This window comes from Rhodococcus sp. FW305-130 (assembly GCF_058788335.1).
Genome location: NZ_JBYTAP010000002.1, coordinates 586,658 through 611,132 on the forward strand (window position 1 = coordinate 586,658; position 24,475 = coordinate 611,132).

General features: G+C 62.5%; 20 protein-coding genes. 4 read left to right on the forward strand and 16 right to left on the reverse strand.

Features of this window, described 5'->3' with window-relative positions:
* The first annotated feature begins 159 nt into the window (after nucleotides 1-159).
* A complete protein-coding gene (locus AC3WQS_RS08900) occupies nucleotides 160-1,782 on the forward strand; it encodes an AMP-binding protein (RefSeq protein ID WP_492712505.1) in 1,623 nt (540 codons plus the stop codon).
* A gap of 57 nt (nucleotides 1,783-1,839) precedes the next feature.
* On the opposite strand, the gene AC3WQS_RS08905 is transcribed toward AC3WQS_RS08900, so the two are convergent.
* The 6 genes from AC3WQS_RS08905 to AC3WQS_RS08930 are packed head-to-tail and all read right to left on the reverse strand — an operon-like array spanning nucleotide 1,840 to nucleotide 7,582.
* Nucleotides 1,840-2,625 (reverse strand): ABC transporter permease, encoded by a 786-nt coding sequence (locus AC3WQS_RS08905; protein ID WP_029255145.1) that lies wholly within the window; start codon nucleotides 2,623-2,625, stop codon nucleotides 1,840-1,842.
* Nucleotides 2,600-3,502 carry a 2-aminoethylphosphonate ABC transporter permease subunit gene (locus tag AC3WQS_RS08910; protein ID WP_020907381.1) on the reverse strand — a complete coding sequence of 301 codons (903 nt, stop codon included), beginning with the start codon at nucleotides 3,500-3,502 and terminating at the stop codon, nucleotides 2,600-2,602. Before AC3WQS_RS08910 ends, AC3WQS_RS08905 begins: the two co-directional genes overlap by 26 nt.
* Nucleotides 3,499-4,674, reverse strand: a complete 1,176-nt coding sequence (locus tag AC3WQS_RS08915; RefSeq protein ID WP_492712504.1) for an ABC transporter ATP-binding protein — start codon at nucleotides 4,672-4,674, stop codon at nucleotides 3,499-3,501. The genes AC3WQS_RS08910 and AC3WQS_RS08915 overlap by 4 nt, the downstream gene beginning before the upstream one ends.
* Before the next feature lie 2 nt (nucleotides 4,675-4,676).
* A complete protein-coding gene (locus AC3WQS_RS08920) occupies nucleotides 4,677-5,726 on the reverse strand; it encodes a 2-aminoethylphosphonate ABC transporter substrate-binding protein (protein WP_020969356.1) in 1,050 nt (349 codons plus the stop codon).
* Nucleotides 5,727-5,751: 25 nt separating this feature from the next.
* On the reverse strand, nucleotides 5,752-6,429 hold the full coding sequence (locus tag AC3WQS_RS08925) for a phosphonatase-like hydrolase (protein WP_492712503.1): 678 nt from the start codon (nucleotides 6,427-6,429) through the stop codon (nucleotides 5,752-5,754).
* Between the two features lie 25 nt (nucleotides 6,430-6,454).
* A complete protein-coding gene (locus tag AC3WQS_RS08930; RefSeq protein WP_070796234.1) occupies nucleotides 6,455-7,582 on the reverse strand; it encodes a TIGR03364 family FAD-dependent oxidoreductase in 1,128 nt (375 codons plus the stop codon).
* Nucleotides 7,583-7,678: 96 nt separating this feature from the next.
* Here AC3WQS_RS08930 and AC3WQS_RS08935 point away from each other — a divergent pair, with 96 nt between their 5' ends.
* Nucleotides 7,679-8,422, forward strand: a complete 744-nt coding sequence (locus tag AC3WQS_RS08935) for a GntR family transcriptional regulator (protein WP_182261083.1) — start codon at nucleotides 7,679-7,681, stop codon at nucleotides 8,420-8,422.
* Between the two features lie 102 nt (nucleotides 8,423-8,524).
* Nucleotides 8,525-9,367: an SDR family NAD(P)-dependent oxidoreductase gene (locus AC3WQS_RS08940; RefSeq protein WP_020969358.1), complete on the forward strand. Its 843-nt coding sequence runs from the start codon at nucleotides 8,525-8,527 to the stop codon at nucleotides 9,365-9,367.
* 23 nt (nucleotides 9,368-9,390) lie between these two features.
* On the opposite strand, the gene AC3WQS_RS08945 is transcribed toward AC3WQS_RS08940, so the two are convergent.
* The 7 genes from AC3WQS_RS08945 to AC3WQS_RS08975 all read right to left on the reverse strand — a co-directional run bounded on the left by AC3WQS_RS08945 (nucleotide 9,391) and on the right by AC3WQS_RS08975 (nucleotide 17,835).
* Nucleotides 9,391-10,518 carry an FAD-dependent oxidoreductase gene (locus tag AC3WQS_RS08945; RefSeq protein ID WP_492712502.1) on the reverse strand — a complete coding sequence of 376 codons (1,128 nt, stop codon included), beginning with the start codon at nucleotides 10,516-10,518 and terminating at the stop codon, nucleotides 9,391-9,393.
* 9 nt (nucleotides 10,519-10,527) lie between these two features.
* Nucleotides 10,528-11,214 carry a TetR/AcrR family transcriptional regulator C-terminal domain-containing protein gene (locus AC3WQS_RS08950; RefSeq protein ID WP_020969360.1) on the reverse strand — a complete coding sequence of 229 codons (687 nt, stop codon included), beginning with the start codon at nucleotides 11,212-11,214 and terminating at the stop codon, nucleotides 10,528-10,530.
* A 296-nt stretch (nucleotides 11,215-11,510) separates the two neighbouring features.
* Nucleotides 11,511-12,671 (reverse strand): serine hydrolase domain-containing protein, encoded by a 1,161-nt coding sequence (locus tag AC3WQS_RS08955; protein ID WP_492712501.1) that lies wholly within the window; start codon nucleotides 12,669-12,671, stop codon nucleotides 11,511-11,513.
* 126 nt (nucleotides 12,672-12,797) lie between these two features.
* Nucleotides 12,798-13,712: a hypothetical protein gene (locus AC3WQS_RS08960; protein WP_492712500.1), complete on the reverse strand. Its 915-nt coding sequence runs from the start codon at nucleotides 13,710-13,712 to the stop codon at nucleotides 12,798-12,800.
* A gap of 125 nt (nucleotides 13,713-13,837) precedes the next feature.
* Nucleotides 13,838-15,196 carry an L-serine ammonia-lyase gene (locus tag AC3WQS_RS08965; RefSeq protein ID WP_492712499.1) on the reverse strand — a complete coding sequence of 453 codons (1,359 nt, stop codon included), beginning with the start codon at nucleotides 15,194-15,196 and terminating at the stop codon, nucleotides 13,838-13,840.
* The gene (locus tag AC3WQS_RS08970; protein ID WP_020907392.1) at nucleotides 15,193-16,407 is read right to left on the reverse strand and encodes an amidohydrolase; all 1,215 of its coding nucleotides are present in this window, start codon (nucleotides 16,405-16,407) and stop codon (nucleotides 15,193-15,195) included. Before AC3WQS_RS08970 ends, AC3WQS_RS08965 begins: the two co-directional genes overlap by 4 nt.
* Nucleotides 16,408-16,491: 84 nt before the next feature.
* The gene (locus AC3WQS_RS08975; protein ID WP_113683094.1) at nucleotides 16,492-17,835 is read right to left on the reverse strand and encodes a DUF3100 domain-containing protein; all 1,344 of its coding nucleotides are present in this window, start codon (nucleotides 17,833-17,835) and stop codon (nucleotides 16,492-16,494) included.
* Between the two features lie 136 nt (nucleotides 17,836-17,971).
* On the opposite strand from AC3WQS_RS08975, the gene AC3WQS_RS08980 reads away from it, so the two are divergent.
* The gene (locus tag AC3WQS_RS08980; RefSeq protein ID WP_492712498.1) at nucleotides 17,972-18,970 is read left to right on the forward strand and encodes an Lrp/AsnC ligand binding domain-containing protein; all 999 of its coding nucleotides are present in this window, start codon (nucleotides 17,972-17,974) and stop codon (nucleotides 18,968-18,970) included.
* A 36-nt stretch (nucleotides 18,971-19,006) separates the two neighbouring features.
* Here AC3WQS_RS08980 and AC3WQS_RS08985 read toward each other — a convergent pair whose 3' ends face one another.
* Genes AC3WQS_RS08985 through AC3WQS_RS08995 form a run of 3 tightly spaced genes read right to left on the reverse strand, consistent with a single transcriptional unit; the run spans nucleotide 19,007 to nucleotide 24,473 of the window.
* Nucleotides 19,007-19,972, reverse strand: a complete 966-nt coding sequence (locus AC3WQS_RS08985; RefSeq protein ID WP_492712497.1) for an endonuclease/exonuclease/phosphatase family protein — start codon at nucleotides 19,970-19,972, stop codon at nucleotides 19,007-19,009.
* 47 nt (nucleotides 19,973-20,019) lie between these two features.
* Entirely contained in the window at nucleotides 20,020-21,714 is a 1,695-nt protein-coding gene (locus AC3WQS_RS08990) for a SulP family inorganic anion transporter (RefSeq protein WP_021343951.1), read from the reverse strand.
* Nucleotides 21,711-24,473, reverse strand: a complete 2,763-nt coding sequence (locus AC3WQS_RS08995) for a cation-translocating P-type ATPase (RefSeq protein ID WP_097387477.1) — start codon at nucleotides 24,471-24,473, stop codon at nucleotides 21,711-21,713. Before AC3WQS_RS08995 ends, AC3WQS_RS08990 begins: the two co-directional genes overlap by 4 nt.
* Between the last annotated feature and the right edge of the window lie 2 nt (nucleotides 24,474-24,475).

The window sequence follows — 24,475 nt, forward strand, 5'->3', positions numbered from 1 at the left end:
CGCAGAAGTGACGAAGCATGTCGATTCACGCAGGTACCCCTTTCTGGGGGTAGTGAAGTTCTCTTGTGAGCTAGATCATAGGGGGTGAACAGTACGTATGACGAGCCGCCAACGTAACCGGTCGGGCCAACCATACGACGATCGATAAGGAGCAAGTTGATGAGCACCGATCCCACCGCACGGGTGCGCGAGCTGCTGGACCAGTACGACACCCCGCATGCCAACGCCGCAGAATTGCTCTGCGATCGGCATCCCGCGGATGGCGTTGCATTCACCGTCGTCGAGGCAGACCTTAGCTCGGTGGACCTCACTTACGGTCATCTACGTGAGCAGTCCGCGCGTTTCGCGGCAGCTCTGGCCGACCTCGGAGTCGAGCCGGGTGACAACGTCGCGACCTTGATGGGCAAGTCTGCGGACCTCGTGGTCGCACTCCTCGGAATCTGGCGCCGCGGCGCGGTCCACGTGCCCTTGTTCACGGCGTTCGCTTCGCCGGCCATCGCTTTCCGCTTGACGGCCAGTGGCGCGAAGGTGGTCATTTCCGACGCCAATCAGCTCGACAAGCTCGCGCCGGGTGAGGACATCCCCGCCAACGCAGCGTGGCAGGTCATCGTCGCGGGCGGCGCGGCCGGTGACGAGTTGGGCTTCGATGCACTTGTCGCAGCTCAGGATGCCGAAGACCCGAGGGGCGCTGCTCAGGCAGTCGGCGGCAACGCACCGATGGTGCAGTTGTTCACCAGTGGCACCACGGGAACACCCAAGGGCGTGCCGGTTCCGGTGCGCGCGCTCGCGTCGTTCCACGCCTACCAGGAGTTCGGCCTCGACGTCCGTCAGGACGACGTGTTCTGGAACGCCGCAGACCCGGGCTGGGCGTACGGGCTGTACTACGCGTTGCTCGGTCCGCTTGCCGCGGGAACGCGAAGCATTCTGCTGCACGCCGGATTCTCCGCGCCGCTGACGTGGCAGATCATCGAGAAGTTCGGTGTCACCAATTTTGCCGCTGCTCCGACCGTGTACCGCAGTCTGCGTGCCGACAAGGCGCCCGTTCCGGAAGGCATCTCGCTGCGCCGCGCGTCCTCGGCCGGTGAGCCCTTGACTCCGGATGTTGTTGCGTGGTCGAAGAACTCGTTGGGCGTCGAGGTTCGTGATCACTACGGCCAGACCGAGCACGGCATGTTCATCGTCAACGCCTGGGCCGACGGACTCCGCGAGGACGTCCGCCCCGGATCGATGGGTCGTCCGTTGCCGGGCTGGTCTGCCGCTGTGCTGGAGGACAATTCGGATGACATCGCACCGGCTCGCACTCAGGGACGCGTGGCGATCGATACTCACAACAGTCCGTTGATGTGGTTCACCGGGTACGTCGATGCGCCGGAGAAGACGAAGCAGCGATTCAGCGAAGACGGTCGCTGGTACATCACCGGTGACGCCGGAATGACGGACGAGGACGGATTCTTCTTCTTCTCCTCGCGCGACGACGACGTCATCATCATGGCGGGCTACCGCATCGGTCCCTTCGACGTCGAGAGCGTGCTGGTCATGCACGAGCACGTCATCGAGGCGGCAGTGGTGGGCATGCCCGACGAGTTGCGCGGTGAGGTCCTCGAAGCGTTCGTCGTACTTCGCGAAGGTGTCGACGGCGACGACGAACTCGAGAAGGAACTGCAAACCCTGGTGAAGAAGAAGTTTGCAGCGCACGCGTACCCGCGCACAGTGCACTTTGTTCCGAATCTGCCCAAGACCCCGAGCGGCAAGGTTCAGCGGTACATCTTGCGGAAGGGATAAACCCCTTGCTGTGCGCCTTTATTAACCGCGGGCGGTTAATAAAGGCGCACAGCAAGGTCAGCGCCGACGGATTCTGCCGACCACCATGAGGGCGATCAGGGTAACTGCAAGCAGCAGTGTCGTATTTGCTGCGGCAAGAAATACCTGGCCGCGGTCGGTGAGTCCGAAGATGCTGACCGGCAAGGTCTTCCATGTCGCCGGGTAGACCATGACCGTTGCGCCCAGCTCACCCATCGACAGTGCGATGGAAAGCCCGGCGGCCGCACCCAACGCCGGGAGCAGCAGCGGTAGCGTCACCCGCGTCAGCACCCGCACTGGGCCGGCGCCGAGTGATTCGGCAGCTTGACGGTAGGCGGGATCGAGCCGTTCGAGCGCGGCCGATACGGAACTGAAGGCAAAGGCAAGCACCAAAACCGTGTGAGCGAGAATCACGATCCATTTGGTGCCGCCGAGCAGTAGTGGGCGCTCGTTGAAAGTGATGAGCAGACCCAGGCCGATCGCGACCGACGGAACCGCAATCGGTAAATGGAATACGGCATCGGTGATGCGCCGCAGCCACATCGGTGCCTCACGAGAGGCCAGCGCGGCCCACGTTCCGACGATCAATGCCAATGCCCCCGCGATGAATGCAGTCTGCAAACTGACGATCAGGCTGGCGAAGTTCTCGTCGGACAGCGCCGTGGAGAAGTTCTTGCCGCCGAGATTCGACGGAAGTGGACCGGTCCACGATCCGGCCAAGGCAGCCGCGACGACGGTGGCGATGGGCGCGACAAAAACCACCGCGACGACCAGGGTGAAGAATCCGAGTACGAGAGCCCTAGAGCTTCGTGTCCACAGCAGCACGGCTGCCTCCCATCAATCTGTTGAAGGTGAATCGGTAGAGGCAGTACAGGCCGAGTGAGAGTGCGACCTGGACCGTCGCGATCACTGCCGCGCCGGGCAAGTCGAAGGTGACAATGCCGCGGGTGTAGATGAGGACCGGAAGAGTTACGACGTCTTTTGCTCCGGTGAAGAGCACGATGCCGAATTCATTCAGTGTCATCAGAAGTACGAGTGATCCACCGGCCAGGAGGGCTGGCCACGCTTCCGGCATCACCACCTGCCGCAGAACTCGGACGGGTGACGCGCCGAGACTGGCTGCAACGTCGAGCTGTTCACGCGGAATCTGGGTGAACGCGGCCAACAGCGGACGCACGACAAAGGGTGTGAAGAAGGTGATTTCGGCCGCGATGACTCCGAACGGAGTGTTCAGGAAGTTCAGCGGGCCGCTCGCGTCGCCGGTGATGCGGATGATCAAGGCGTTGACGGCGCCGGCCGTGCCGTACAGAAACGTGAACGCCAGCGTGATCAGGAATGACGGCAGGGCGAGCACCGTGTCGATCAATCGCCCCACCACCTTGGATCCGGCGAATGGAACGAAGGCAAGCACCAAGGCGAGGAAGGTTCCCAGGATCAGGCACCCCAGGGTCGACGCAACGGCGATCTGGATGGTCCGCCACAGTGCGGTCCTGAACAGTTCCGAACCGAGCACGGAGGACCACGTGGACAACCCGGTGCCGCTTCCGGTGCTCAGCGATTCCGTGAGGACACGCGCAGTGGGATAGACAGCAAACACGAGGACAAGAAGCAGTGGCGGTAGCGTCCACCCGATCCGGCGCCACGGGATGGGGTCTTTGTGCTGGGGCACAGCGGTTTCGGGGCGTTCCAAGGTTGTCGTCATGGGTGGCGATCCGCCGGAACCAGGACACTGCCGTCCGTGGGCAAGACGACGCCCACTTCGGTGTCGACCGGTCGTTCGTCGTGCCCTGGAACATCCGCGTCGACGCGGACGTCGTCGAGGCCACGGACAGCCAGCGTCAGACGCGTCGTGGAACCGCGCCAGACGCTCGAGACGATGCGCGCCGGGAATGATCCTCGTGCGCCGACGCCGGTTACGCCTACCGCGTGTGGACGAACACACAGGTAGGCGTCCATGTCGGACTCCCATTCGATGTGCCCGATCTCGGGCTGCGGGGCGTGAGCGGTGAACGGCGTGCCACCGATCGAGACCAGTGCGGAGGTGCCGATGACGCGTGTGACGGTGCAGGGCAGCAGGTTCGCACCCCCGAGGAAGGCCGCGGTGAAGCTGGACGGCGGGCGTTTCCACAAGGCCTCGGCGGTGTCGATGTCCGCGAGTCTGGCGTTGCGCATCACTGCGATTCGGTCTGCGAGCGCCAGGGCTTCACTCTGATCGTGCGTCACATAGAGCATGGCTGTGTCAGGTAGTGCGGCGCGCAGTCTCGACAGTTCGCCGAGCATGCTCTCGCGAAGTTGCGCATCCAGGGCGGCCAGTGGTTCGTCGAGGAGGAGTACTCCAGGGCGAATTGCCAAGGCTCGGGCGATTGCGATTCGCTGCTGTTGACCGCCGGAAAGCTCACGGGGAAGGCGCTTTCCGTACGCCGACATCCCGACCATGTCGAGGGCTTCGGCTACGCGAGGGCCGATCTCCGAGCGCGGCACGCGATGGGCTCGGAGTCCGAAGGCTACGTTCTCGGAAACTCGCATGTGCGGGAAAAGAGCGTACGACTGAACGACGACGCCGATACCGCGTTGTGCGGGAGGCAGATTGGTGACGTCTCGGGTGCCGAGCTTGACGGAACCGGACGTGGGGCGGACAAATCCCGCGAGGGCCTTCAGGGCGGTCGACTTGCCGGATCCACTGGGCCCCAGCAGTGCCACAGTTTCACCCGGTGCCACTCGCAGATTGAAATCGACGAGTGCATGGGTTGCGGTCTTCCCGCGGCCGTAGGCGACGTTGACGCGATCGAAGGTGATGGCCGGAGCGGAATGTTCGATCGCTCCGTGAACACCGACGGTCTCGGGGAGCGTCCGCCCCAGTCTGGTTCTTGCCATGATCAGCTCCCGGTGGCTTTCTGGTAAGCGGCGATGTCGGCGTCGAGCGAGCTGAGGACGTCGTTCCAGTTCGGGGTCCACACGTTGACGCCCTGCAGAACTCCCGAAGGCGTGTTCTTGTCGGTCGATTCACCGGCACTGCTTCGGACGTCCTCGCGGACCGATACGCCGAGTGCATCGGTGGCGACGGTCTTCTGGGATTCTTCGGAGAGCAGGAACTCCATCAACTTCTTGGCTTGTTCGCTGCTCGGTGCGCTCTTGGCGAGGCCCATCACGTAGGGCAGTGCGATGGTGGTGCGAGTGCCGTCGGCTCCCGCGGGGAAGAAGATGTCGAACTTCGAGCCGTCGTCGGCGATGGAGGCGAGGTTCATCTGGACGTCACCGTTGGCGACCAGGAGTTCTCCGTTGCTGACCTTGGGCTGGAGCTTTCCGGTGGAGGACGAGGGACCGACGTTGTTGGCCTGGAGCTTTCCGAGGTAGTCGAGTGCGCCCTCCTTGCCCATCAGATGCTGGAGCAGCAACAACACCGCGGTACCGTCGCCGGCCTGGCCGGGCGTGGAGTACTGCAACTTGCCCTTGAACTGGTCAGTGAGCAGATCGTCCCAAGATTGTGGGGCGGGTGATGCAGTCGGATTGGCGATGAACGAGAGGTAATTCTCGACGACGGGTACGTATTTGCCGGCGTCGTCCTTCTCGTCTGCAGGAACGGCGGAGGTGTCGATTCCGCTGGGCTCGAGCAGACCTTGGGCGTCGGCCTTCTGGATGAACGGCGGCAGCGTGATGATCACGTCTGCCTGTGGGTTGGACTGTTCCTTCTCGACCCGCGAGACGACCTCGCCGGATCCGGCTTCCACGAGGTTGACGGCGATACCGGTCTGCGCGGTGAAGGCGTCGAATCTTCCCTTGTACCAACCGGACAGACCGTCGGCGCTGTAGACGGTGACGGTTTCGGTGTCTGATCCGGCAGCAGTGCCGGTGCCACCGCAGGCAGTGGTGAACGAAAGGACGGACACGGCGAGAGCGGCCGCAGCGATGCTCGGGCGTAGACGCATGACGATTCCTTTTTCGGAGGTGAGATCAGGAGTGGGTGAGGAGTTCGGCGAACTCCGTCACGGACGGGACGATGCGGGTGGCTCCGGCGTCGCGAAGCTGTTGCTCGTCGTGTGCGCCGGTCAGAGTTCCGGCGACGATGGATGCGCCGGAGCGAACGCCGCTGAGCACGTCGTTGGACGTGTCGCCGAGTACGGCGATCTGGTGGACGTCGTCGATCGAAAGTTTGAGCAGGGCAGTCAGAATCAGGTCCGGGTACGGTCGACCGCGACCGGCCTCGGCGGGGGAGAGGGTGAGATCGGCGAGGGTTTCCCAGCCGAGCGCGACGAGGAGTTTGTCCTGTGTCGATCGGCTGAATCCGGTGGTCAAGGCAACTTTGATGCCGGCCTCGCGCAGTGTGGTGATCGCCTTCTCCGCGCCAGGGATCGGCTCGGCCAGGCCCTGGTCGATGAGGGAATCGTAAGTGGTTTCGAAGGCGGCGTTCGCGGCCTGGGCACGGTCTTCGTCACCGAAGATCGCCCGGAACACGACGATCTTCGACTGGCCCATGGTGTCGAGGACGTACTGGCGAGCGGCGTCGGCTTCCGGGCCTTCGGCAGGCAGTCCGCCGGCTTCGGCAGCGGCGGCGAACGCGCGAAGAACCAGTCCGTCGTCGGCGACGGTGGTGCCGGCCATGTCGAGAACGGCAAGGGTGATGGGAGACATGAGAAGTCTTTCTTGTCGGAAGGATTCAGAGACCGAGCTGGTCGGCGGTTTGTTCCGCCAGTGCCGGGCCGAGCGTCATGCCGCGACCACCGGGACCGGCAACCACCCAGACGTTGTCGGCGGCTTGTGCGCGGTGAACAAGTTGTGAGGGGTCGAGGCACTGGCTGTAGACGCCCGCCCATCGCTTGACGATGGGCGGAAGATCGCGCCCCAGAAGTGTTTCCACCACTCCGGACAGATGGCGATAGGGCGCCTCGTCGACGTCGAAGTCGAAGGGCTCCTCGTATTCGTGGGTGTCACCGATGGTCAGACCGCCGTGCAAGCGCTGCACGCACAGGAGTTGCATGCGGTGCTCCTCGGCAGTCGGTTCCTGTGGCTGCACCGTGCGAAGGTGATCGAGGGCAGATCCGGCGAAACCGGGGTAGTAGCGGAAGCTGTCACCGTCAGCGATTGCGGTGGTGAGCTTTTCGCCGAGTGGGGCGGTCTGCATCATCTGCAGGCGCACACGTCGCAACGGGAGATCGCCGGCGAGATCGCGGGCCAATCCGCCGAGTGTTGCTCCGGGGCAGACGATCACGAGATCGGCGTCGAAGTTGCGACCGTGGTCGTCGCGGATGTGTACGCCGGGGGTGTTCGTCGTGATCTCGCGGGCTTCCGTTCCGGCGTGGAAGGTGTAACGGCCGGTGGATTCGAGGTAAGAACGGATGGCGGGGAGCGCTTGCCGTGACTCGACAGCGGCGTCCAGGGTGCAGTGCAGTCCGCCGAGAAACTTGCCCCGGAGCGCGGGGTTGACGACGCGAACGGCGTCGGGATCGAGAAGTGCGAACCCTCGGTTGTCGGCGTCCGGCCGAGCGAATGCTTCCTGCGCGACCGCGACCTCCTCCTCGGTGCGCATGAGGGTGATGGAGCCGGCCGGGCGGTATCCGACGCCGGGGACACGGGCGGCAAGGTCCGCCCACAGCTCGCGCGAACGCAGCGCGGCTTCGAGTTCGTGCGGAGCGCGCCCGGATACCCAGACCAATCCGAAGTTCCGTACCGTTGCACCGCGGGCTTCGGGCTCGCGTTCGAGATGGATGACGTCGTGTCCCCGGCGGATTGCCTCGTCGGCGTGCGCCGTTCCGAGGATTCCTCCGCCCACAATCAAAATTCGCATGTAGAGATAGTGACGTTTGGTCTAGACCAATAGGGGGAATCGAGACGAACTCCAGGTTAACAATTGGTATAGACCGAATTCTTGTACGCTTGCGCCATGAATCAGCAGACGTCCACCGGGCCGGGGACCTCGAGCGTCGTGATCGAACCGGAGCTGAAGTACTACCGGGTGCGCACCGAGATCGAGACCATTCTCAGTGGGCTCGAGGAGGGCGACGCAGTCCCGTCCGAGCGGGAATTGGCGGCACGGTTCACTGTCGCTCGCGAGACGGTCCGTCAAGCGCTTCGTGATCTGCTTGTCGAAGGACGGATCGAGCGGCGGGGGCGGGGCACTGTCGTCGCGAGTCCGAAGTTGGTTCAGCCTCTCTCGATTCGTTCGTATACCGAAGGCGCGCTGAGTGCTGGGCGAGTGCCCAGTCGTAAGGTTGTGACGTTCGAACGAATGTCAGCCGACGACGGTCTCGCCACGGAGTTGGGTATCGAGTTGGGCGACAGCGTCGTTCATCTCGAGCGTGTCCTCTTCGCCGACGGTGAGAAGATCGGACTCGAGTCAACCTTCCTGCCGGACAGCAGGTTCGGTGAGATGCTCGACGCTTTCGACGCGACGACATCGCTCTACGCGGCCATTCGCTCGATCGGCGTGGTCTTCGCCTCCGCAACCGAACGGATCGAGACGGTGCTCGCGTCACCGCGTGAGGCAACGCTCGTCGAGTCCACGACCTCGATGCCGATGCTTCTGCTGCACCGGACCTCCGTCGATCCGGAGGGTGTGCCGATCGAGCGCGTTCGTTCGCTCTACCGTGGTGACCGTATTGCCTTCTTGACGACTCTTCGCGAGTAGGAGGGGCGTCGAGGGGGTCTGCTGTTACCGGGAACGATAGGCACTCCCAGGCCCGTGGAATCTGTTCTGTACTGGACTCCATCAAACGGGAGGACAGTGAACATGGGTGACAAGAAGGTCTGGTTCGTAACCGGCGCAGGCCGGGGCATGGGAGTCGACATTGCTCAGGCGGCTCTTGCCGGCGGGCACGCGGTGGTGGCAACGGGGCGTGATGCGGACCGTGTTTCTGCAGCGATCGGTGAGCATGACGACCTGTTGGTGATTGCCTTGGACATCACCGACGAACAAGCCGCATATGCTGCGGTGGACACGGCAGTTGCGCGATTCGGTGGAATCGATGTGCTGGTGAACAACGCCGGAAACTTCTACGCCGGGTTCTTCGAGGTTGTCAGTCCGGCGCAACTTCGCGCTCAGATGGAGACCAACTTTTTCGGGCCGATCAATGTGACACGGGCGGTGTTGCCGGTGATGCGTAGGCAACGGAGTGGACATGTCGTGACTGTCAGTTCGCTTGCGGGCCTGGTTGGTCAGGAGTTTTGCGCAGCCTACGCCGCGTCGAAATTTGCGCTGGAGGGCTGGATGGAATCATTGCGATTCGACGTCGAACCGTACGGAATCGGGACGACGATCGTGGAGCCGGGATTCTTCCGGACCGAACTGCTTGTCGAGGGTGCGTCGTCGATCTGGCCTGAATTGTCGATAGACGACTACGACGCTCGGACTGGCAAGACCGTCGAAGCGTGGAAGAGCATGAACGGTGCCCAGGGTGGGGATCCGGTGAAACTTGCAGCGGCACTTGTGGCACTTGTCGATTCGCCGCTACCCCCGCGTCGGTGGGTCGCCGGCGCCGATGCACTGTCCGTGGTCGAGCAGAAAGCCCACCAACTGCTCGATGAAGTCGAAGCCCACCGTGGTTTGTCTTCGTCGCTTGCCCTCGAGGCATGACGGCCTGATCCGAATTCGTCAGGTCACGGTTGTGAGTTGAACATGTCCAGGAGCCCCTGGGGTGCGTTCTCGCCGAAGCACATGTCCAGACCGTCAGCCGACTGTTGTGCCGATGCGGCGCTGCGTGGGAAGAGTCGTTCTTCGTAGGCAGCAAGTCCTTCCTCCGTGCCGCTATGTGACGCGATCGCCTGGCCGAGTTCGGCGCCGTCGAGCATTGCCAGGTTCGCGCCCTCTCCGGCAAACGGCGACATGACATGCGCTGCGTCCCCGAGCAGAGTGACCCCGGGAGTACGGCTCCAACTGTGCCCGATGGGAAGAGCATGGATGGGGCGAGGGGTCAGCGAGCTGTCCGCTTCGACGATCAGTGACCGCAGCGACTCGTCCCAGTCCGAGAAGTGTTCCAGCAGAATCTTCTTCGCAATATGATCGTCGGAGAAGTCGACACTCGCTGACCAGTTCTCGGGAACTCGCAGGGCGGCATATATGTGCAGACTGTTGTCGGTCTCACGGTGGGCAAGGAAGCCCTTGTCGGCACTGAGCGCGAACATCATTCCGCCGCCGACTGTTTCAGCGGCCTTCGCGTGCTGGTTGTCGGCGTCGTGAAGGTCGAACTCCACGAAAGATACTCCGGTATAGGCAGGAGTGGCGTTTGAAACCAGTGGGCGAATTTTCGACCACGCGCCGTCGGCGCCGACCAGGAGATCGGTGGTGAAGTGGGTGCCATCCACGAGGTGGACTTCATGCCGACCGTCCGGCAACGGATGGGCACTGCGGGCCGTTGCTCCCCAGTGGATTGTTTCTTTCGGAATTGAGCTGAGCAGTAGGTCACGCAGCTGGCCGCGGTCGATTTCCGGGCGGTCGCCGTCTCCGGTGTCCTGCTCGCTCAGGTGTACGACGGCATTTCGATCGAGGACGCGTGTCTCTTCGCCGCCTTGATGAACGAGTGCGCGGAACTCGTCGTAGAGGCCTGCGGCACGAAGCGCGATCTGGCCCGAGTCTTCGTGGATGTCGAGCATCCCGCCTTGGGTCCGAGCTGTTGGTCCGGATTCGAAATCGAATACCGCCGAATCGATTCCGCGGAGATGGAGGACTCGGGCGAGGGTGAGGCCGCCGAGGACGGCGCCGATGATTGCGATGGGGTAGTGGTTCATGGTGGGTTCCTAAGAAGTGAGTGGGGTGTTCTCGATGCCCGTGATGAGCGTGCGGAATCCCCAGGAGAGGCGCGCGGTGGGTTCACCGGCAAGTAGAGCTGTTGCATGGCCTGCGACGAGTGGGTGCGTCTGCGGGTTTGCGTTCCGGATTGCGTCGGTCAACGCGCTCCATTGGGCATCCGAGTCGGCGGAATTGTTCGGCGCCGAGTGTTCGGCAGCAGTGGACGTCGCGTACTGCAGCAGCAAGTCCACGCCCCACGCGGCTTGACCCGAAGGGACTTCGCCTTCGTCGAGCAATGCCAGCAGGCGCTCGAGCAGGCGTACGTAGTGAACTCCGCTGGGCCGGGAAACGAGAGCCGACTGGGCAAGTCCGGGATGATCGAACAGTATGGCCGTGTAGGACGTCAGCACCCGTTCGAGGCGCGCTTGCCAAGTGCCGGAGGAATTTTCGGCGAGGTCCACGACTCCGAGCAGTTCGTCCAGAACGGCGGCGTGCAATTCGGCGGTATTTTGAACGTACACGTACAGCGACGCCGGCCCGGTGTCGAGTTCGAGGGCGAGTCGACGCATGGTCAACTTCTGCAACCCCTCCGACCGCAAGATTTCCACCGCGGTACTGACGATGCCCTCGCGTGTCAGAGCGGGTTTGGCCGGACGATTGCGTCGGCTCGATGGACTTGCTGGCTGGTTGGGCATGCTTTCACCGTACACGAACATGTTCGTAACGAACATGTTCGTCGAGTCACGTGAAGATGTCACGAATCACATGCTGATGTTAATGGGCTACATGCCCGTACCGCCGGAGAGCATTGCGATCGTCAGCAGGATGCCGCCGACTATGCCCACGAGCGGGCTGTCGCTGTTGAGTAGCCAGTCGTTCAACGATCCCATGAGCGCCTCTTTCGGGTTTCGATCTGCCGACGGTCGAGCTTATCGACAGATCGAACCCGATATGTCACTGTTGTCTGAATTGTCGATCGGACCTGAGGTGATCAGCCGTAGACGTTGTCGGGGCTGATCAACTTGGTGATCGGTACCATCAACGCGCTGGTCAGATCAGTCTCGCCGTCGATGTCGGTGTTGATGAAGACAACCAGGGTGGTGTCCTTCTCGGGCAAGTAGACCGAGACTGTCTTGTAGCCGGGCAGGCTTCCGTTGTGACCGATCCAGCCACCGCTGTTGAACAATCCGAGTCCGTAGCCGGAGCTGTCGTCCCCTTCGCTCAACTTCACGGTCTGCAGGCGCTGCTTCTGAGTGTCGTCGGTGAGGAGATCGCCCTTGGCCAGCGCCGGAACCCAGATGCGCATGTCGTCCAACGACGAGATCATTGCACCCGCGGCGCCGCCCCACGACGGATTCCAGTCCGTCGCCGCGGTCACGGATTCGTCGAGCGTTTGGTTGGTGTAACCCTGTGCGTGTGGTGTCGGGAACGCGTTGGTCGTGGGAAAGCTGGTGTGCTCCATGCCGAGTGGTGTCGTGATCTTGGTGTCGATGACGTCCGACAGTTTTGAGCCGGAGACCTTTTCGATCACCATTCCCAGCAGAATAGTGTTGGTGTTCGAGTAGTCGACGGTGGTCCCTGGTCGAAGTTGGAGTGGGAGGTCCTTGACGTATCCGACGAGTTCCTCCGGTGTGAAAGCTCGGCGAGGATCCGAAAGATATTCCATCACAAACTGTTCAGACGTCGTGTAGTCCACGAGGCCGCTGCGCATCCCTGCCAGATGACGCAAGCTGATCGCATCACCTTCCATGACCCCGTCGACGTACTGGGAGATCGGATCGTCGAGACCGATCTTTCCCTCGTCGACCAATTGCAGCAGGGCGGTGACGGTAAATGTCTTGGTGACGCTACCGATCCGGTGGTAGAAGTCGGTCTCCATCGGTGCCTTGGTTGCAGTGTCGGCGACTCCGGCAACCTTCACATAGTTGCCGTCGGGTCCCCAAATGCCCACCATCGCACCGGGAATCCCCGTCGAATTCACCGCAGCGTCGATGATCGAATCGAGCTGGCCGGTGATGGCAGAGTCCATGACCTTGTCAGTGGTGGATGTGGGATTGTCTGTGGATTTGTCCGTGCTGCAGCTGATTACAGCGCCGGCAACCATGGCGCTGCACAGGCCGACAAGCATGATGCGTCTTGCTCCGGTTTTCATGAGTCGAACTCTGCCTGTCCGAGGGCACTCACACATCGACCCCGGGTACGGCAGACGCAGTCCCCAGGTACCTCCTCAACCGGTACCGGGGGACTACGGAACCCTGGCCTGAACCCTTGACTTGGGTCAGAGCCCGCCGTCGAAGAACGCCGCCAGCGCCGGTGCGGGGTCTGCCGCGGTGCCCATATTTGCTACGCCGACAACGATCAATCCCAGCGTGAACAGTGCAGTGAGAAGGCCTATCGACCCCGACATGAATCTCGTCCGTCGCTCGGATCGCGCCGTTCTCGCGAAGCGTGCCCACACGACCACAGTCACGGCCAGTGATATTGCTGCCGCGATCAGCGCGATCACCGCCATGGCCAAGTGATACCGCGCGAAGTCGCTGATCATCAGTTCGAGGGCGGGACTTTGCTGATTTCCGGTGGCCGTCGACTGAGCGAGCTGTTGTCGGACCTGCCCGACGGTTTCGGAGAGTGCCCCATCCGTCTGGGCCACGGGCAACATCGAGATCAGCGAAGAGAAGGGTGCGACAACACCTTGGACATTTGCCATCACGAGTACCGAAGAGAACAGCGCGAGGAGCGTGACCAGGCCTCCCGCCGAGACGAATGCGAGTTTCTTTACAACCGTCAGAGAGCCGGCGTTCACGAACGACGCCTTGACCATGCGGCCGAGTGCGAGCAGAACCGTCAGCAGGATTACCGCGATCACAGCCTTGGCCACGTGGTAACGCAGCCAGTAGTCGACAGCGGACTCCAAGCTCGGAGAGAAGGCTTGGACACCGGAACTCCAGTATTCGACGAACGCGGCGCGGACCGTCTCGACGAGTTCCCCCTCGCCTGCGTACCCATCGCCCGGCCTACTCGTCAGCATGCCCGGGGCGAGAACGAAGGCAGCGGAGAAACCGGCGACCAACGCGATCAACGCGATCAACGCGGCGATCTTGCGACCGGAGGACTGCGTCGAGCGCGTCGGCCCCGCAGTGTTGTGCAGTGGAGAGTTGTGCAGTGGGATTCCTCCAGCGTGATGAGCGATCATCTGGTCACCGTCCACAAGGTCATGTCAACGAGTGTAGAAATCGGTACACCGGACTTCATCGTTCGAGAGGATGATATTTCCGGTGATGGCGTCCGCCCGCCGTCGCCGCTGCCGTCGACATCCCCTCAGCACTCGACGACATTGACGGCGAGTCCGCCTTCACTGGTTTCCTTGTAACGCACGGACATGTCGTTTCCGGTTTGGCGCATGGTTTCGATGACGGTATCGAGGCTCACCACATGCGTCCCGTCACCCAGGTATGCGAGCTGAGCTGCGGTGACTGCAGTCGAGGCGGCTACGGCATTTCGTTCGATGCAGGGGATTTGGACCAGGCCACCAACCGGATCGCAGGTCAGCCCCAGATGGTGTTCCATGGCAATCTCAGCTGCATTCTCGATTTGTCGTGGTGATCCGCCCATGACAGCGCACAAGCCGGCTGCCGCCATCGCGCAGGCAGCTCCGACTTCACCCTGGCACCCCGCCTCCGCTCCCGAGATCGAGGCATTCGCCTTGATGATCGATCCGATTGCGGCTGCGGTGAGGAGAAAGGTTCGAACGTCTCGAGCGCCGGCGCCCGTCGCACGTATGTGGTGGTAGAGCACCGCCGGCACGATGCCCGCAGCGCCGTTCGTCGGAGCCGTTACCACGCGGCCACCTGCTGCATTTTCTTCGTTGACCGCCATGGCGTAGACGGTCAGCCACTCGCGTGAGGAGGGGTCGCAGTTACGTTGTTCCAGTTGAGTGTTCGCAGACCGTGCTCGTCGGCGAACTCCGAGACGCCCGGGCAATACACCTTCGGTCTGGGTGCCGCGTTCGATGCATGCGCGCATCGCGGACCAGATCGCGTCGATGCCGGTGAATGCTCGATCCTGGCCATGCATCGCGATTTCGTCCGACAGTGCCAGCTCGGCGATGGTTCCGGAGCCGCATTCCGCCAGTAGCTCTTTCGCGGTTCGATAGCGTGAGTTGATCGAATGCGCGCTTGCTTGCGTCTCCGTTCCGGCGCGCAGTACGAATCCGCCACCGATCGACAGATATGTACTCGTACAGACGATTTCGTTACCCTTGAAGGCTGTCAGGGTCATCGAGTTGGGGTGCCCGTGACGGCGAACGAGTGGCTCGAACACCATGTCCTCGCGAGTGAACACTACGTGTTCGAGTGAGCCACCGACGAGCATCACCGATCCGCCGTCCGACAGTTCGGCCCAGCGCCCGTGAACGTCGGTCGGCTCGCACGTTTCAGGATCCAACCCACGAAGTCCCGCAATCACCGCGTCGGGAGTGCAGTGACCTATTCCGGTGGCGGCGAGAGAGCCGTGCAGGTAGCAGCGAATTCGGTCGACCGACGCGGTCAAGCCGGCGGCGGAGAGCTCGCCGCCGAAAGTGTGGGCGGCGCGCATCGGACCGACCGTGTGTGAACTGGAGGGTCCGATGCCGATGGAGAAGAATTCGAGAGCGGAAACGTAGACGCCGGTGGTGCTCATTCGGCGCTCGTGACGGTGGTCGCTCCTGACTCGCGCTGGGCCGCAATCGTCAGGAGGTTGGAGCGCGAGTCCCCGGTTGCGGCTCGGATCACTGTGCGCGCCATTGCGATTGCTCCGTGCAGAACAGCTTCGTCGCCCGCTGCGGAGCGGGCATCAGCGGCAAACTCGATAGTGTGAGGAACTCCGGTGACGCCGCGCAACGCGATCATCGGGTGGATCGAGGGGACCACCTTCGACACGTTGCCCATGTCCGTCGAGCCGCCGGTCAGGGGAGTTCGGGCGGCCGCGGTGCGGCCCAGGCTCGCGATCTCCTCGTCCCAGATCGTCGCCAGCACGCGATGTTGAACAAGCTCCTCGTAGCGCGGTTCGGCGCGTTCGGTCGACCAGGAGCAGTCGCTGGCCACAGCTGCGCCCTCGAAGCAGGAGAGCATGCGACGCTTGGCGTCCAACAGCACGTCGAGTTCTGCGGCCCGAACTTCCGCTCGCACCAACGTCGAGGCCGGAATGATGTTTGTTGCTTCGCCGCCGTGCTCGACATAGGCGTTGAGCCTGACGTCGGACGGAAGTTGTTGACGGAGAAGTCCGATGGCGACCAAGGCGATCGTGGCGGCGTCACCTGCGTTGATGCCCTTGTGTGGCGCAGCGGCCGCGTGTGCGGCTCGTCCGGTGTAGGTCACGTCGAACCGGTCGACTGCCTGCGTTCCGGTGACCGTGCAACTGACGTCTTCACCTGCAGCGCCGTGGACCATGATCGACATCGCCGCGCCCTCCCATGCGCCACGTTCGAGCAGCAAGACTTTCCCGCCGCCATGTTCTTCGGCCGGCGTACCGAGAAGGACGACGGTCAGGCCGTGTTCCTCCGCGACCTCTCCGAGCGCGATCGCTGCTCCCAGTCCGGCAGCGGCGATGACATTGTGTCCACACGCATGACCGATGTCGGGAAGGGCGTCGTACTCAGCGCAGACTACGACGCGGAAGGGGCCACAGCCTCGCACAGCTTCGAATGCCGTCTCGAGGCCGTAGGCGGCGCGAGTAACCGTGAAGCCGGCTTCCTGTGCGGCGTCCGCCAAGAGGGCGGACGCCCGATGCTCTTCGAATGCCAGCTCTGGGTGAGCATGGATCGTGTGGCTGACATCGATGAGGCGTGATGCCCACTTCTCGATCGTGCTCGAAACCGAGTCTGTGTGGGTGAGGGTGTCAGCGATGGACATGGGTATTGCTTCCTTTCAACATCTTTGGTTCTCTGTGTCTTCGGATCGCGGTGTCTTCGGTTCTCAGCGTCTTCGGGTGCAGTTCTAGTGCCAGAGGCCCAGCGCGAACTCCGCGACGACCACGGAAAGTAGGTAAGAGGCGAGGATCGCGACGATTCCGACGGGCACGATCTTCCAGCCGATCGTCTTGAGCAAGGGAAGGTCCTTGCCGAGGCTGAGACCTGCGACAGTCAAGGTGAGGGTGCAGATCGAGAGAAAGTCGACAGTCCCGACGGTGCTCGAGACGAAATCACCGATGGGGGACCACGGTGTTGTCGCCAAGGCGCCGATGGTGATGATTGCGATCATCGCCGCGATCTTGCCGCGCGTCAGGCGGGCCACGCCGACGCCCAGGAGCAACAATCCGGTGAGGATCAGGTAACCGACGATGATCGATCGAGATACGCCACCCGCTGCGATCGAGGAGACGATGACCCCACCGACGAACAGAATCGGAACGATGGTGGTCAGCGGCACGGTGACGCTCGGCGCAACCGCTCGTGGGGCAGTGTCGGCTTTCCGTTCGCTGGTCGTCTTCGAGTGCTTGGTGAGTGCGCCGTAGATTCGATCGGCAAGGGGGAGTGCGACATACATGCCGACATACACGCCGAGGAGGCCGGTGATGATGTTGGATGTTGCCGCTACGGCGAGTACCTGGTCGGCCATCTCGGGGTGCGCCGAAACGACGCTGGCGGCAGCGGCAGCCATCATCGAGCCGGATCCGACCCCAGCACCCATCGCCAATGCAAGGGGGTCGAAGATGTTGAAGGATGTCGCCAGCGACGCAATCAGGCTGATCAGCACGGCACCGAACAGAGTGCCGAAGACGTACATCGACAGGACACCACGGTACTGGTCGGAATCGGGACCGTAGCGTTCACTGACCATCGCGAAGGACCCCTCGCGGTCGATGGAGAAGGTGGCTCCGACGGTGGCCGGTCCCATCCGAAGGAGTACCGCCAGCGGGAGTGCGAGAGCGATAGTGCCGAACAAGTGCCCCAGTTCCTGCAGTAGCAGGGCGGGGCCCGCCTCGAACAACAGTTGGATGTTCGGGCCGATGGTGAAAGACAGTCTCGCGCAAAGCAAGAGAACAGCCAGCCCCATGATTGCCGAGGCTGCGGCCTGAAGATCGAGGCCGAGAGGTTTCCACTTCTGACTCGAGACGGCACCGCCGGCAATCAGTCCCCACACCATGGGCAAGATCGTGATGGCGGCAGCGCCGACAGGAATCACTGCGGGGCCGATCAGTTGGGCGCCTGCCGCAAGCGCGAGGAGCAGAATCGCCACGATCCACAGCCGTGGCGACCTCAAGGCGAAAACGATCTTTTGCGTCGGGGTTTGATCGCTGACCGGAGAATCGTCATGCGAGACAGGGAATGCTTCGGTCATGTCGGTGTCTTTCTCGAGGGGGCGAACGAACGCAAGAAGCAAGCGTTCTCGAGGTTCAGGATTTGGTGGACTATTGATGTGATGAAGTTAGGATCGATGCGTTTCGATCCTGTTTCGGTGCAGCATTCTTTTGAAAGTGAGGTCCTCGGTGCAGGATCAGGTGCTCAAGGACGAAGATCTTCGGCTGTTGAACGCACTGCAGATCAGGCCGCGAGCCTCGTGGTCCGAGCTTTCACGCGCGATCGGTTCCGACCCGGTCACCCTGACCAGGCGTTGGGAGCGTCTGCACTCGCAAGGGATAGCGTGGATCGCTGCGTACCGTGGGGGTCCCATCGTGTCGGCGACCGCACTGCTCGAGATCGAATGCGCACCGGCACAGACCTTGAGCGTGGCCGAACAGATCGCGCACGATCCCGAAGTTCTCACAGTCGATCTCACAACCGGCAATCGGGATCTACTCGTCACGCTCACCTGCACTGACCTCGATCAATTGTCCTGGTATGTCTTGGAACGAACACGATCGCTGCCGATGGTCACTGCGATGCGAACTCAGATCGTGTCCTCGGCGAATTCCGACGCACGAAACTGGCGTCTACGTGCTCTCGATGCGGAAGAAATTGCCGCGCTCGAGTCGGCCCCGGCGGCGAAGAGTCGTGGGGTACGCGCCAGCGAAGAGGAACAGTCGAAGCTGTTCGACATCCTTTCTCGCGAACCACGAATTACCGTCTCGGCCCTCGCTGCAGCCCTCGGCGTCACGTCGGCTCGCGCCGGGGCGCTCCTTTCTCACGAGCTGTCGACGGGGCGCCTGGTCGTCCGCACGGAGATTGCTCGGCCCTACTCCGGCTGGCCGGTCTACGCCTGGTATTTCTTACGTCTCGAGGGGCGAAAGGAAGCCATTGCTCAGCGCCTTTCCCTCCTGCGTGAGGCGAGGCTTGTTGCTTCGACGATCGGCAGCTACGACATCGCATTGGCGGTGTGGCTGCGCTCGATCGACGACGTGCAGCGTTTGGAAGGTTATCTCGCCGAGCAGTTTCCGGGCGTATCCGTGGTGGACCGGTCGATCGTCCTGCGTACGCCGCATCATCTACATCGAACAATCGATGTGTCGGGTCGAAGCATGCCGAAGCACGGGTGATCCGTAACGCGTTCGCGCGGATCGGGTGCTCTCCGACTACTGGGGGATCGCCACGTCGACGATCAAGCCGTAGTGATCGGAACCTTCGATCTCGATGCGCTCGAGAGTCTTCGCCTGTGCACCCCGCAGAAGTACATGGTCGATGCCGACGATCGCGGGAAATTTTTTGTCCGCCGGGTAGGTGCGAACGATGCCGACTCCCAATTGGTCTGCGGTATCGGAGTAGCCGACGTCGAGAAGGTCACGGAATTGCTTGTGCGTGAAGGTCGTGTTGAAATCGCCACTGACGACGACGGTTCCCTCCGCGGCAGCGGCGTCGAGCGCGTTTCGCAAAGTGCTCAGCTCGGCAGTCCACACGTCGGGCGGGGTCACGTACGCCGGTCCGGGGTGAACCGCCAGAAGGGTGAACGGGGTTGAGAATCCCACTTCGGCAACAAGATTGGTAGGTCCGAAGCCGTTCAATTCCCGAGTTTCCGTCAGCGGATAACGACTGTAAATACCTGCGCCACCCCCGCCGGCCTCGTCCGGTACCAAGTAGTGATGCGGCAGCAGTTGCTCGAGCCCTTGATCTCTCAGAGAGCCTTCGAGTGATGTGGTCAGTTCCTGAACCGTCAGGACATAGACTGCCTTCTCACGCACCGTCGCAGTCAAACTGACGGGGTCTGCCTGCCCGAAGAGAAGGTTCGCTTGCATTACACGCAGAGACGGCCCGTCGATTTCGGAACTGTTTGCTACATACAATGGACTGATCACCGACGCGCCCACCGCTATCAGTACCACCGAAATCGCCAGCAGGATCCAGCGGCGAAAAACCAGGCATATCAGGGACGCTGCGAGTGTGACTGCAAGCAGCATCGGGACAAAGGAGGCCACGGCGATCAACGGGTTGATCGGCTTGGTGGAGTACAACGAGATCAGCGCAATGACACCGACGGCAATCCCACCCACCCCGGCGACCTGAGCGATACGGCGAGCCGGAACGTTGTCCGTCGTGAATCCCATACCAAACGGTACCTAATGCAGCTTAGGCCCCCGATTGCCTGGCGTTGTCAGTCGCCGGTTCGGGTGCGGAATGCGTTCACGGCCGCTTCGATGGTCGGGTAGAAGTGCGTCGAATCGAACCTGTCGCCGACCCCGAATCGGATGAGTCGATCCTTGATCGGACCTTTCATCTCCGCGAATGCCAATCGAATTCCTTTGCCCTCCAAAAATGTATCCAGATCGACGAGTTCGTCGACGGCGGTCGTGTCGAGTCCGGTGATCGGCTCGGCGGCAATGACCACCCATTCGACCGGGTCGGGTGCCTTGGCGACGACGGAGCGAACGTACTCGTCGAAGATCTCGCCGTTCGCGAAAAACAGTGGTGCGTCAAATCTCACCAACACGAGGCCGGGGATGCGATGTCCGTCCGGGTGGCGTTCGACGTCGTGGAATCCCGCGGGTTCGCCCGTCTCGACGAGTTCGGTTCGATGTGGCTGCCATACCTGCGCGATGACCGCTACGAAGGAGAGTCCGATCGCAACAAGGATGCCTTGAAGCACCCCGACCAGGGCAACGCCCAGAAACGCCGCGACGGCGAGGCCGAATTCCACGGTGCTCATGCGCCACATGCGGACCATGCCGCCCACGTCGATCAGTGCACACGCGGCGACGATGACGACGGCGGCCAGTGTTGCATCGGGCAGATATGCCGTCAGTCCGGGAGCGACGAGGACAAACACCAGGACGGCGAGTGCTCCGACGACACCGGCCAATTGTGTATGCGCCCCACTCTGTTCGGCTACCGGCGTCCGTGATCCGCTCGCCGATATCGGAAATCCGCCGAACAGTCCGCCGGCCACGTTCGCGACACCGATCGCCTTCATCTCGGTACTGCCGTTCACGTCCTCGCCGTGTCGGGCGGCGAAGGTGCGCGAGAGAACGCCGGTGTCGGCGAAGGCAATCAGCGCGATACCGGCCGCCGGTCCGATCAGGTGCCCGACGTCCTGCCAGGTGACTCCACCGAGAGAGGGGAGGGGAAGTCCTTCCGGCAGTGCGCCGACCATGCCGATGTCATCGGTGAGACCGGCGGCGGCGGACAAGACTATTGCCGCGACGACGGCGACCAGCACACCGGGTACAACAGGTACCCAGAGCCGGAAGACCACAATGACAATGAGTGAACCCACGCCGACGACGGCAGCGAGGGGATCGACATCTCCACCGGCCAGAGCCTTTCCGATCTCACCGATTTCACCGAGGAGGCCGGACGCGTCGACGGAGAAACCGAGCAGCTTGGGAATCTGACCGATTACGACGACGAGCGCGATGGCGTTGAGGTAGCCGAGGCGGATCGGTTTCGAGAGGAGTTCGGTCACGAAACCCAGACGCAGGAATCCGCCGATCACCAGGATGAGCCCGACAAGGACGGCGAGAACCCCGGCGAGTGCAAGCGCGTTCTCCGAATCGCCGACCACCGCCAGCGGTATGACTGCGGCGGCGATGAGCGGTGCCAGCGACGAATCAGGCCCGAGTACAAGAATCTTCGACGGTCCGACTACCGCGTACGCGAGCAACGGCACGATGGTTGCGTACAGACCGGCGTACGCGGGCAATCCGGCGGCCTCGGCGTAGCCCATCCCCGCCGGGATCAGCAGGGCCGTCAAGACGAGCCCTGCTGTGATGTCGGTTCGCAGCCATTCGCGGCGGTACCCGCGGGCAGTCGCGATCCCCGGTAGCCGACCTAGACCCTCCGTCCACGTCATCGTGTGATTGTCCCTCCCTCAGCGGAGTGACGGGCGCGCTCGGGGGCAACTGCAGTGGTCGCGGTGATGGCGACAGGTGTCGGTGAGAGGCGGCGGCGTCGGATCGCCTTTTCCAACTCGACGACAACCGGGATGATCAGCGACCAGCCTAGGCAGACGAGCCACTGGGCGCCGGTCAGTGAGGTTGTCATGAGGAGATCCTGGAGAACACCCGCCTCGACGGCAAATACGGTCACGACCGTGGGGATGGTCAAGATCTTGATGGCACCGAGAACCGGCGGAACAAGGCCGGACTCGGGATCACGCCGCATGGTCAACCCAGCGAATATCGAACCGAGAGAGAGCACTACGAATGCGGTGGTCATGGGGACATTCGCCTCAGTAGTGCTCATTTCGCCGGGTGCGAGAAGCATCGCTGCGAGTGTCACGGCAAATTGCAAGACGCCGTACGCGAGCCACTGAGCGACTGCGCTTCGATGTGCGATCGGCATCTTGGGATCGCGTGGCGGCTTGTTCATCAGATCCGGTGGCGGCGGGTCGAGCATGATCACGGCGACGGGGAACAGTGTGATGAAGAAGTGCTGGAACAGCACCATCAGCGGTGTCAGTGCCACACCCTCGTTGATGTTGAAGATGCTCGCGGCGAGGAAGAGGAGAACCAACGAGAAGAGTTTCGACATCTGGTAGCGGATGTACGAGACGATCTTCCCGTAGATGTTGCGGCCCAGGGTGATCGCGGTGATGAGGGTTCCGAAGTTGTCGTCGGTGAGCACCATCTTGCCCGCCTGTTTGGTTACCTCACTGCCCGAGCCCATGGCGACGCCGATATCGGCCTTCTTCAACGCGGCGGCGTCGTTGACAGCATCTCCGGTCATCGCGACCACGGCGCCACCGCTCTGCATGACATCGACCAAGCGAAGTTTGTCCTGCGGAGTGACTCGGCCGAACACGTGCAGGTTCGGCAACGCGGCCGAGAGTTCGTCATCGGTCATCGCTTGCAATTCGGCTCCGCCGACCGCGCCCGGGCCGAGTCCGAGTTCGGCACCGATCGCGGCGGCGGTGATGGCATGGTCGCCGGTGATCATGCGGACCTCGATGCCGGCCCGGTGTGCGGTTCGCACCGAATCGACCGCCTCCGGACGCAGCGGGTCGATGATGCCTGCCATACCGACAAACGTCAGGTCCTCGACAAAGGACATAGGGTCCGCCACGACAGCGTCTTCCCGTCCGTCGAGTCGTCTGACCGCGAATGCCAGCACCCGAAGACCCTTCTCGGACATGGACTGATTTGCTGCCGTGAGTTCGTCTCGGACTTCCTCGATCGGTACCTGCCGGCGGCCGGGGAGAAAGGCCGAAGAACAACGAGCGAGGACGACATCGGGTCCGCCCTTGACCAATCCGACGAACTGACTTGAACCGTCGACTTCGAGATGGTGGTACGTGGCCATGAACTTGTACGCGGAATCGAACGGAACCGTCGCCACCCGCGGGTAGGTCCGTCTGGTGAGTGGGGCGTCGGCACCGATCTTTGCCGCGAGCACCACGAGTGCGGCCTCGGTCGGGTCGCCGACAACTTCCCCGGAATCGGAAACCGTTGCATCGCTGTCGAGACACAGTCCGTATGCGAGAAGGGTGAAGTCGGGCGGTGCCTCGCCGGCAACCTGCGTGATCCTTCCCGCTTTGGCGTAGCCTTCGCCGTCGACTGTGTACCAACGGCCGTGGACGTACAGCGATCGGACGGTCATCTGGTTCATGGTCAGCGTGCCGGTCTTGTCCGAGTTGATTGCACTGGTCGCGCCGAGAGTTTCGACGTCGGTCAGGTTCTTCACGACGGCCTTGGCGTCGGCCAGTTGACGGGCCCCGTAGGCCAGCATTGCCTGGACGAAGGTTGGCAGGCCGGTCGGAATCGCGGACACTCCCATCGCGATACCAAGGAGCAGAAGCGTTGTCAGGTCCTGACCACGAATGAGTCCGATGACGACGATGACGATCACGGCTGTCCACGCGATGATGCCGAGAAGTTTGGTGAGAGAGTCCAATTCTCGTTGCAGTGGCGACTTGCCAGGGGCGACGGCCGACAACATCGACGCGATCTGGCCGATCTGCGTCTGCATTCCGGTCTCGGTGACCACCATGGTCGCTGTGCCGCGGGTGACCGAGGTGTTCTGGAACACCAGATTGCTGCGGTCTCCGAGTGGAATATCCTCATTGCTCAGCGTTTTCGGGTCCTTCGGGATCGGCGCGCTTTCCCCGGTCAATGCGGCTTCCTGTGTCTCCAGGGTGGTCGAGGCGAGCAACCGCCCGTCGGCAGCGATGATGTCTCCGGCCTCGACTTGGACGACGTCACCCGGCACCAGTTCGGTAGCGTCGAGCTGAATCAGGTTCCCGTCACGAATGACCCGCGCTTGGGGTGTCTGCATCTTGGCGAGCGCGTCGACGCTGGCCCGTGCCTTCAACTCCTGTCGAGTTCCGAGGACGATGTTGAGCACGACGAGCACCGCCACCACGATCGCTGTCGGCACTTCACCGATGGCGATGCTGACCGCGGCCACGGCGACGAGCATCAAGTTCATCGGATCTTTCAGTTGCAACAGTGCGATCGACCACGTCGACGGCGGTGGCGTCGAGGTGATTTCGTTCGACCCGTAGCGTTGTCGACGTTGGTCGGCCTCACTCGATTGCAGTCCGCGCTGCTGGTCCGACTGCAGTACGGACACGACTGATTCGCCACTCTGCGCATGCCACGGCGTGGGGCTCATGA

Coding starts and splice junctions, on each gene's coding strand:
- AC3WQS_RS08975 (WP_113683094.1), bottom strand. CDS start 17,835: ATGACCGAAGCATTCCCTGTCTCGCATGACGATTCTCCGGTCAGCGAT.
- AC3WQS_RS08990 (WP_021343951.1), bottom strand. CDS start 21,714: ATGACGTGGACGGAGGGTCTAGGTCGGCTACCGGGGATCGCGACTGCC.
- AC3WQS_RS08940 (WP_020969358.1), top strand. CDS start 8,525: ATGGGTGACAAGAAGGTCTGGTTCGTAACCGGCGCAGGCCGGGGCATG.
- AC3WQS_RS08930 (WP_070796234.1), bottom strand. CDS start 7,582: ATGCGAATTTTGATTGTGGGCGGAGGAATCCTCGGAACGGCGCACGCC.
- AC3WQS_RS08950 (WP_020969360.1), bottom strand. CDS start 11,214: ATGCCCAACCAGCCAGCAAGTCCATCGAGCCGACGCAATCGTCCGGCC.
- AC3WQS_RS08965 (WP_492712499.1), bottom strand. CDS start 15,196: ATGAGCACCACCGGCGTCTACGTTTCCGCTCTCGAATTCTTCTCCATC.
- AC3WQS_RS08910 (WP_020907381.1), bottom strand. CDS start 3,502: ATGACGACAACCTTGGAACGCCCCGAAACCGCTGTGCCCCAGCACAAA.
- AC3WQS_RS08970 (WP_020907392.1), bottom strand. CDS start 16,407: ATGTCCATCGCTGACACCCTCACCCACACAGACTCGGTTTCGAGCACG.
- AC3WQS_RS08935 (WP_182261083.1), top strand. CDS start 7,679: ATGAATCAGCAGACGTCCACCGGGCCGGGGACCTCGAGCGTCGTGATC.
- AC3WQS_RS08945 (WP_492712502.1), bottom strand. CDS start 10,518: ATGAACCACTACCCCATCGCAATCATCGGCGCCGTCCTCGGCGGCCTC.
- AC3WQS_RS08985 (WP_492712497.1), bottom strand. CDS start 19,972: ATGGGATTCACGACGGACAACGTTCCGGCTCGCCGTATCGCTCAGGTC.
- AC3WQS_RS08915 (WP_492712504.1), bottom strand. CDS start 4,674: ATGGCAAGAACCAGACTGGGGCGGACGCTCCCCGAGACCGTCGGTGTT.
- AC3WQS_RS08900 (WP_492712505.1), top strand. CDS start 160: ATGAGCACCGATCCCACCGCACGGGTGCGCGAGCTGCTGGACCAGTAC.
- AC3WQS_RS08955 (WP_492712501.1), bottom strand. CDS start 12,671: ATGAAAACCGGAGCAAGACGCATCATGCTTGTCGGCCTGTGCAGCGCC.
- AC3WQS_RS08925 (WP_492712503.1), bottom strand. CDS start 6,429: ATGTCTCCCATCACCCTTGCCGTTCTCGACATGGCCGGCACCACCGTC.
- AC3WQS_RS08995 (WP_097387477.1), bottom strand. CDS start 24,473: ATGAGCCCCACGCCGTGGCATGCGCAGAGTGGCGAATCAGTCGTGTCC.
- AC3WQS_RS08960 (WP_492712500.1), bottom strand. CDS start 13,712: ATGATCGCTCATCACGCTGGAGGAATCCCACTGCACAACTCTCCACTG.
- AC3WQS_RS08920 (WP_020969356.1), bottom strand. CDS start 5,726: ATGCGTCTACGCCCGAGCATCGCTGCGGCCGCTCTCGCCGTGTCCGTC.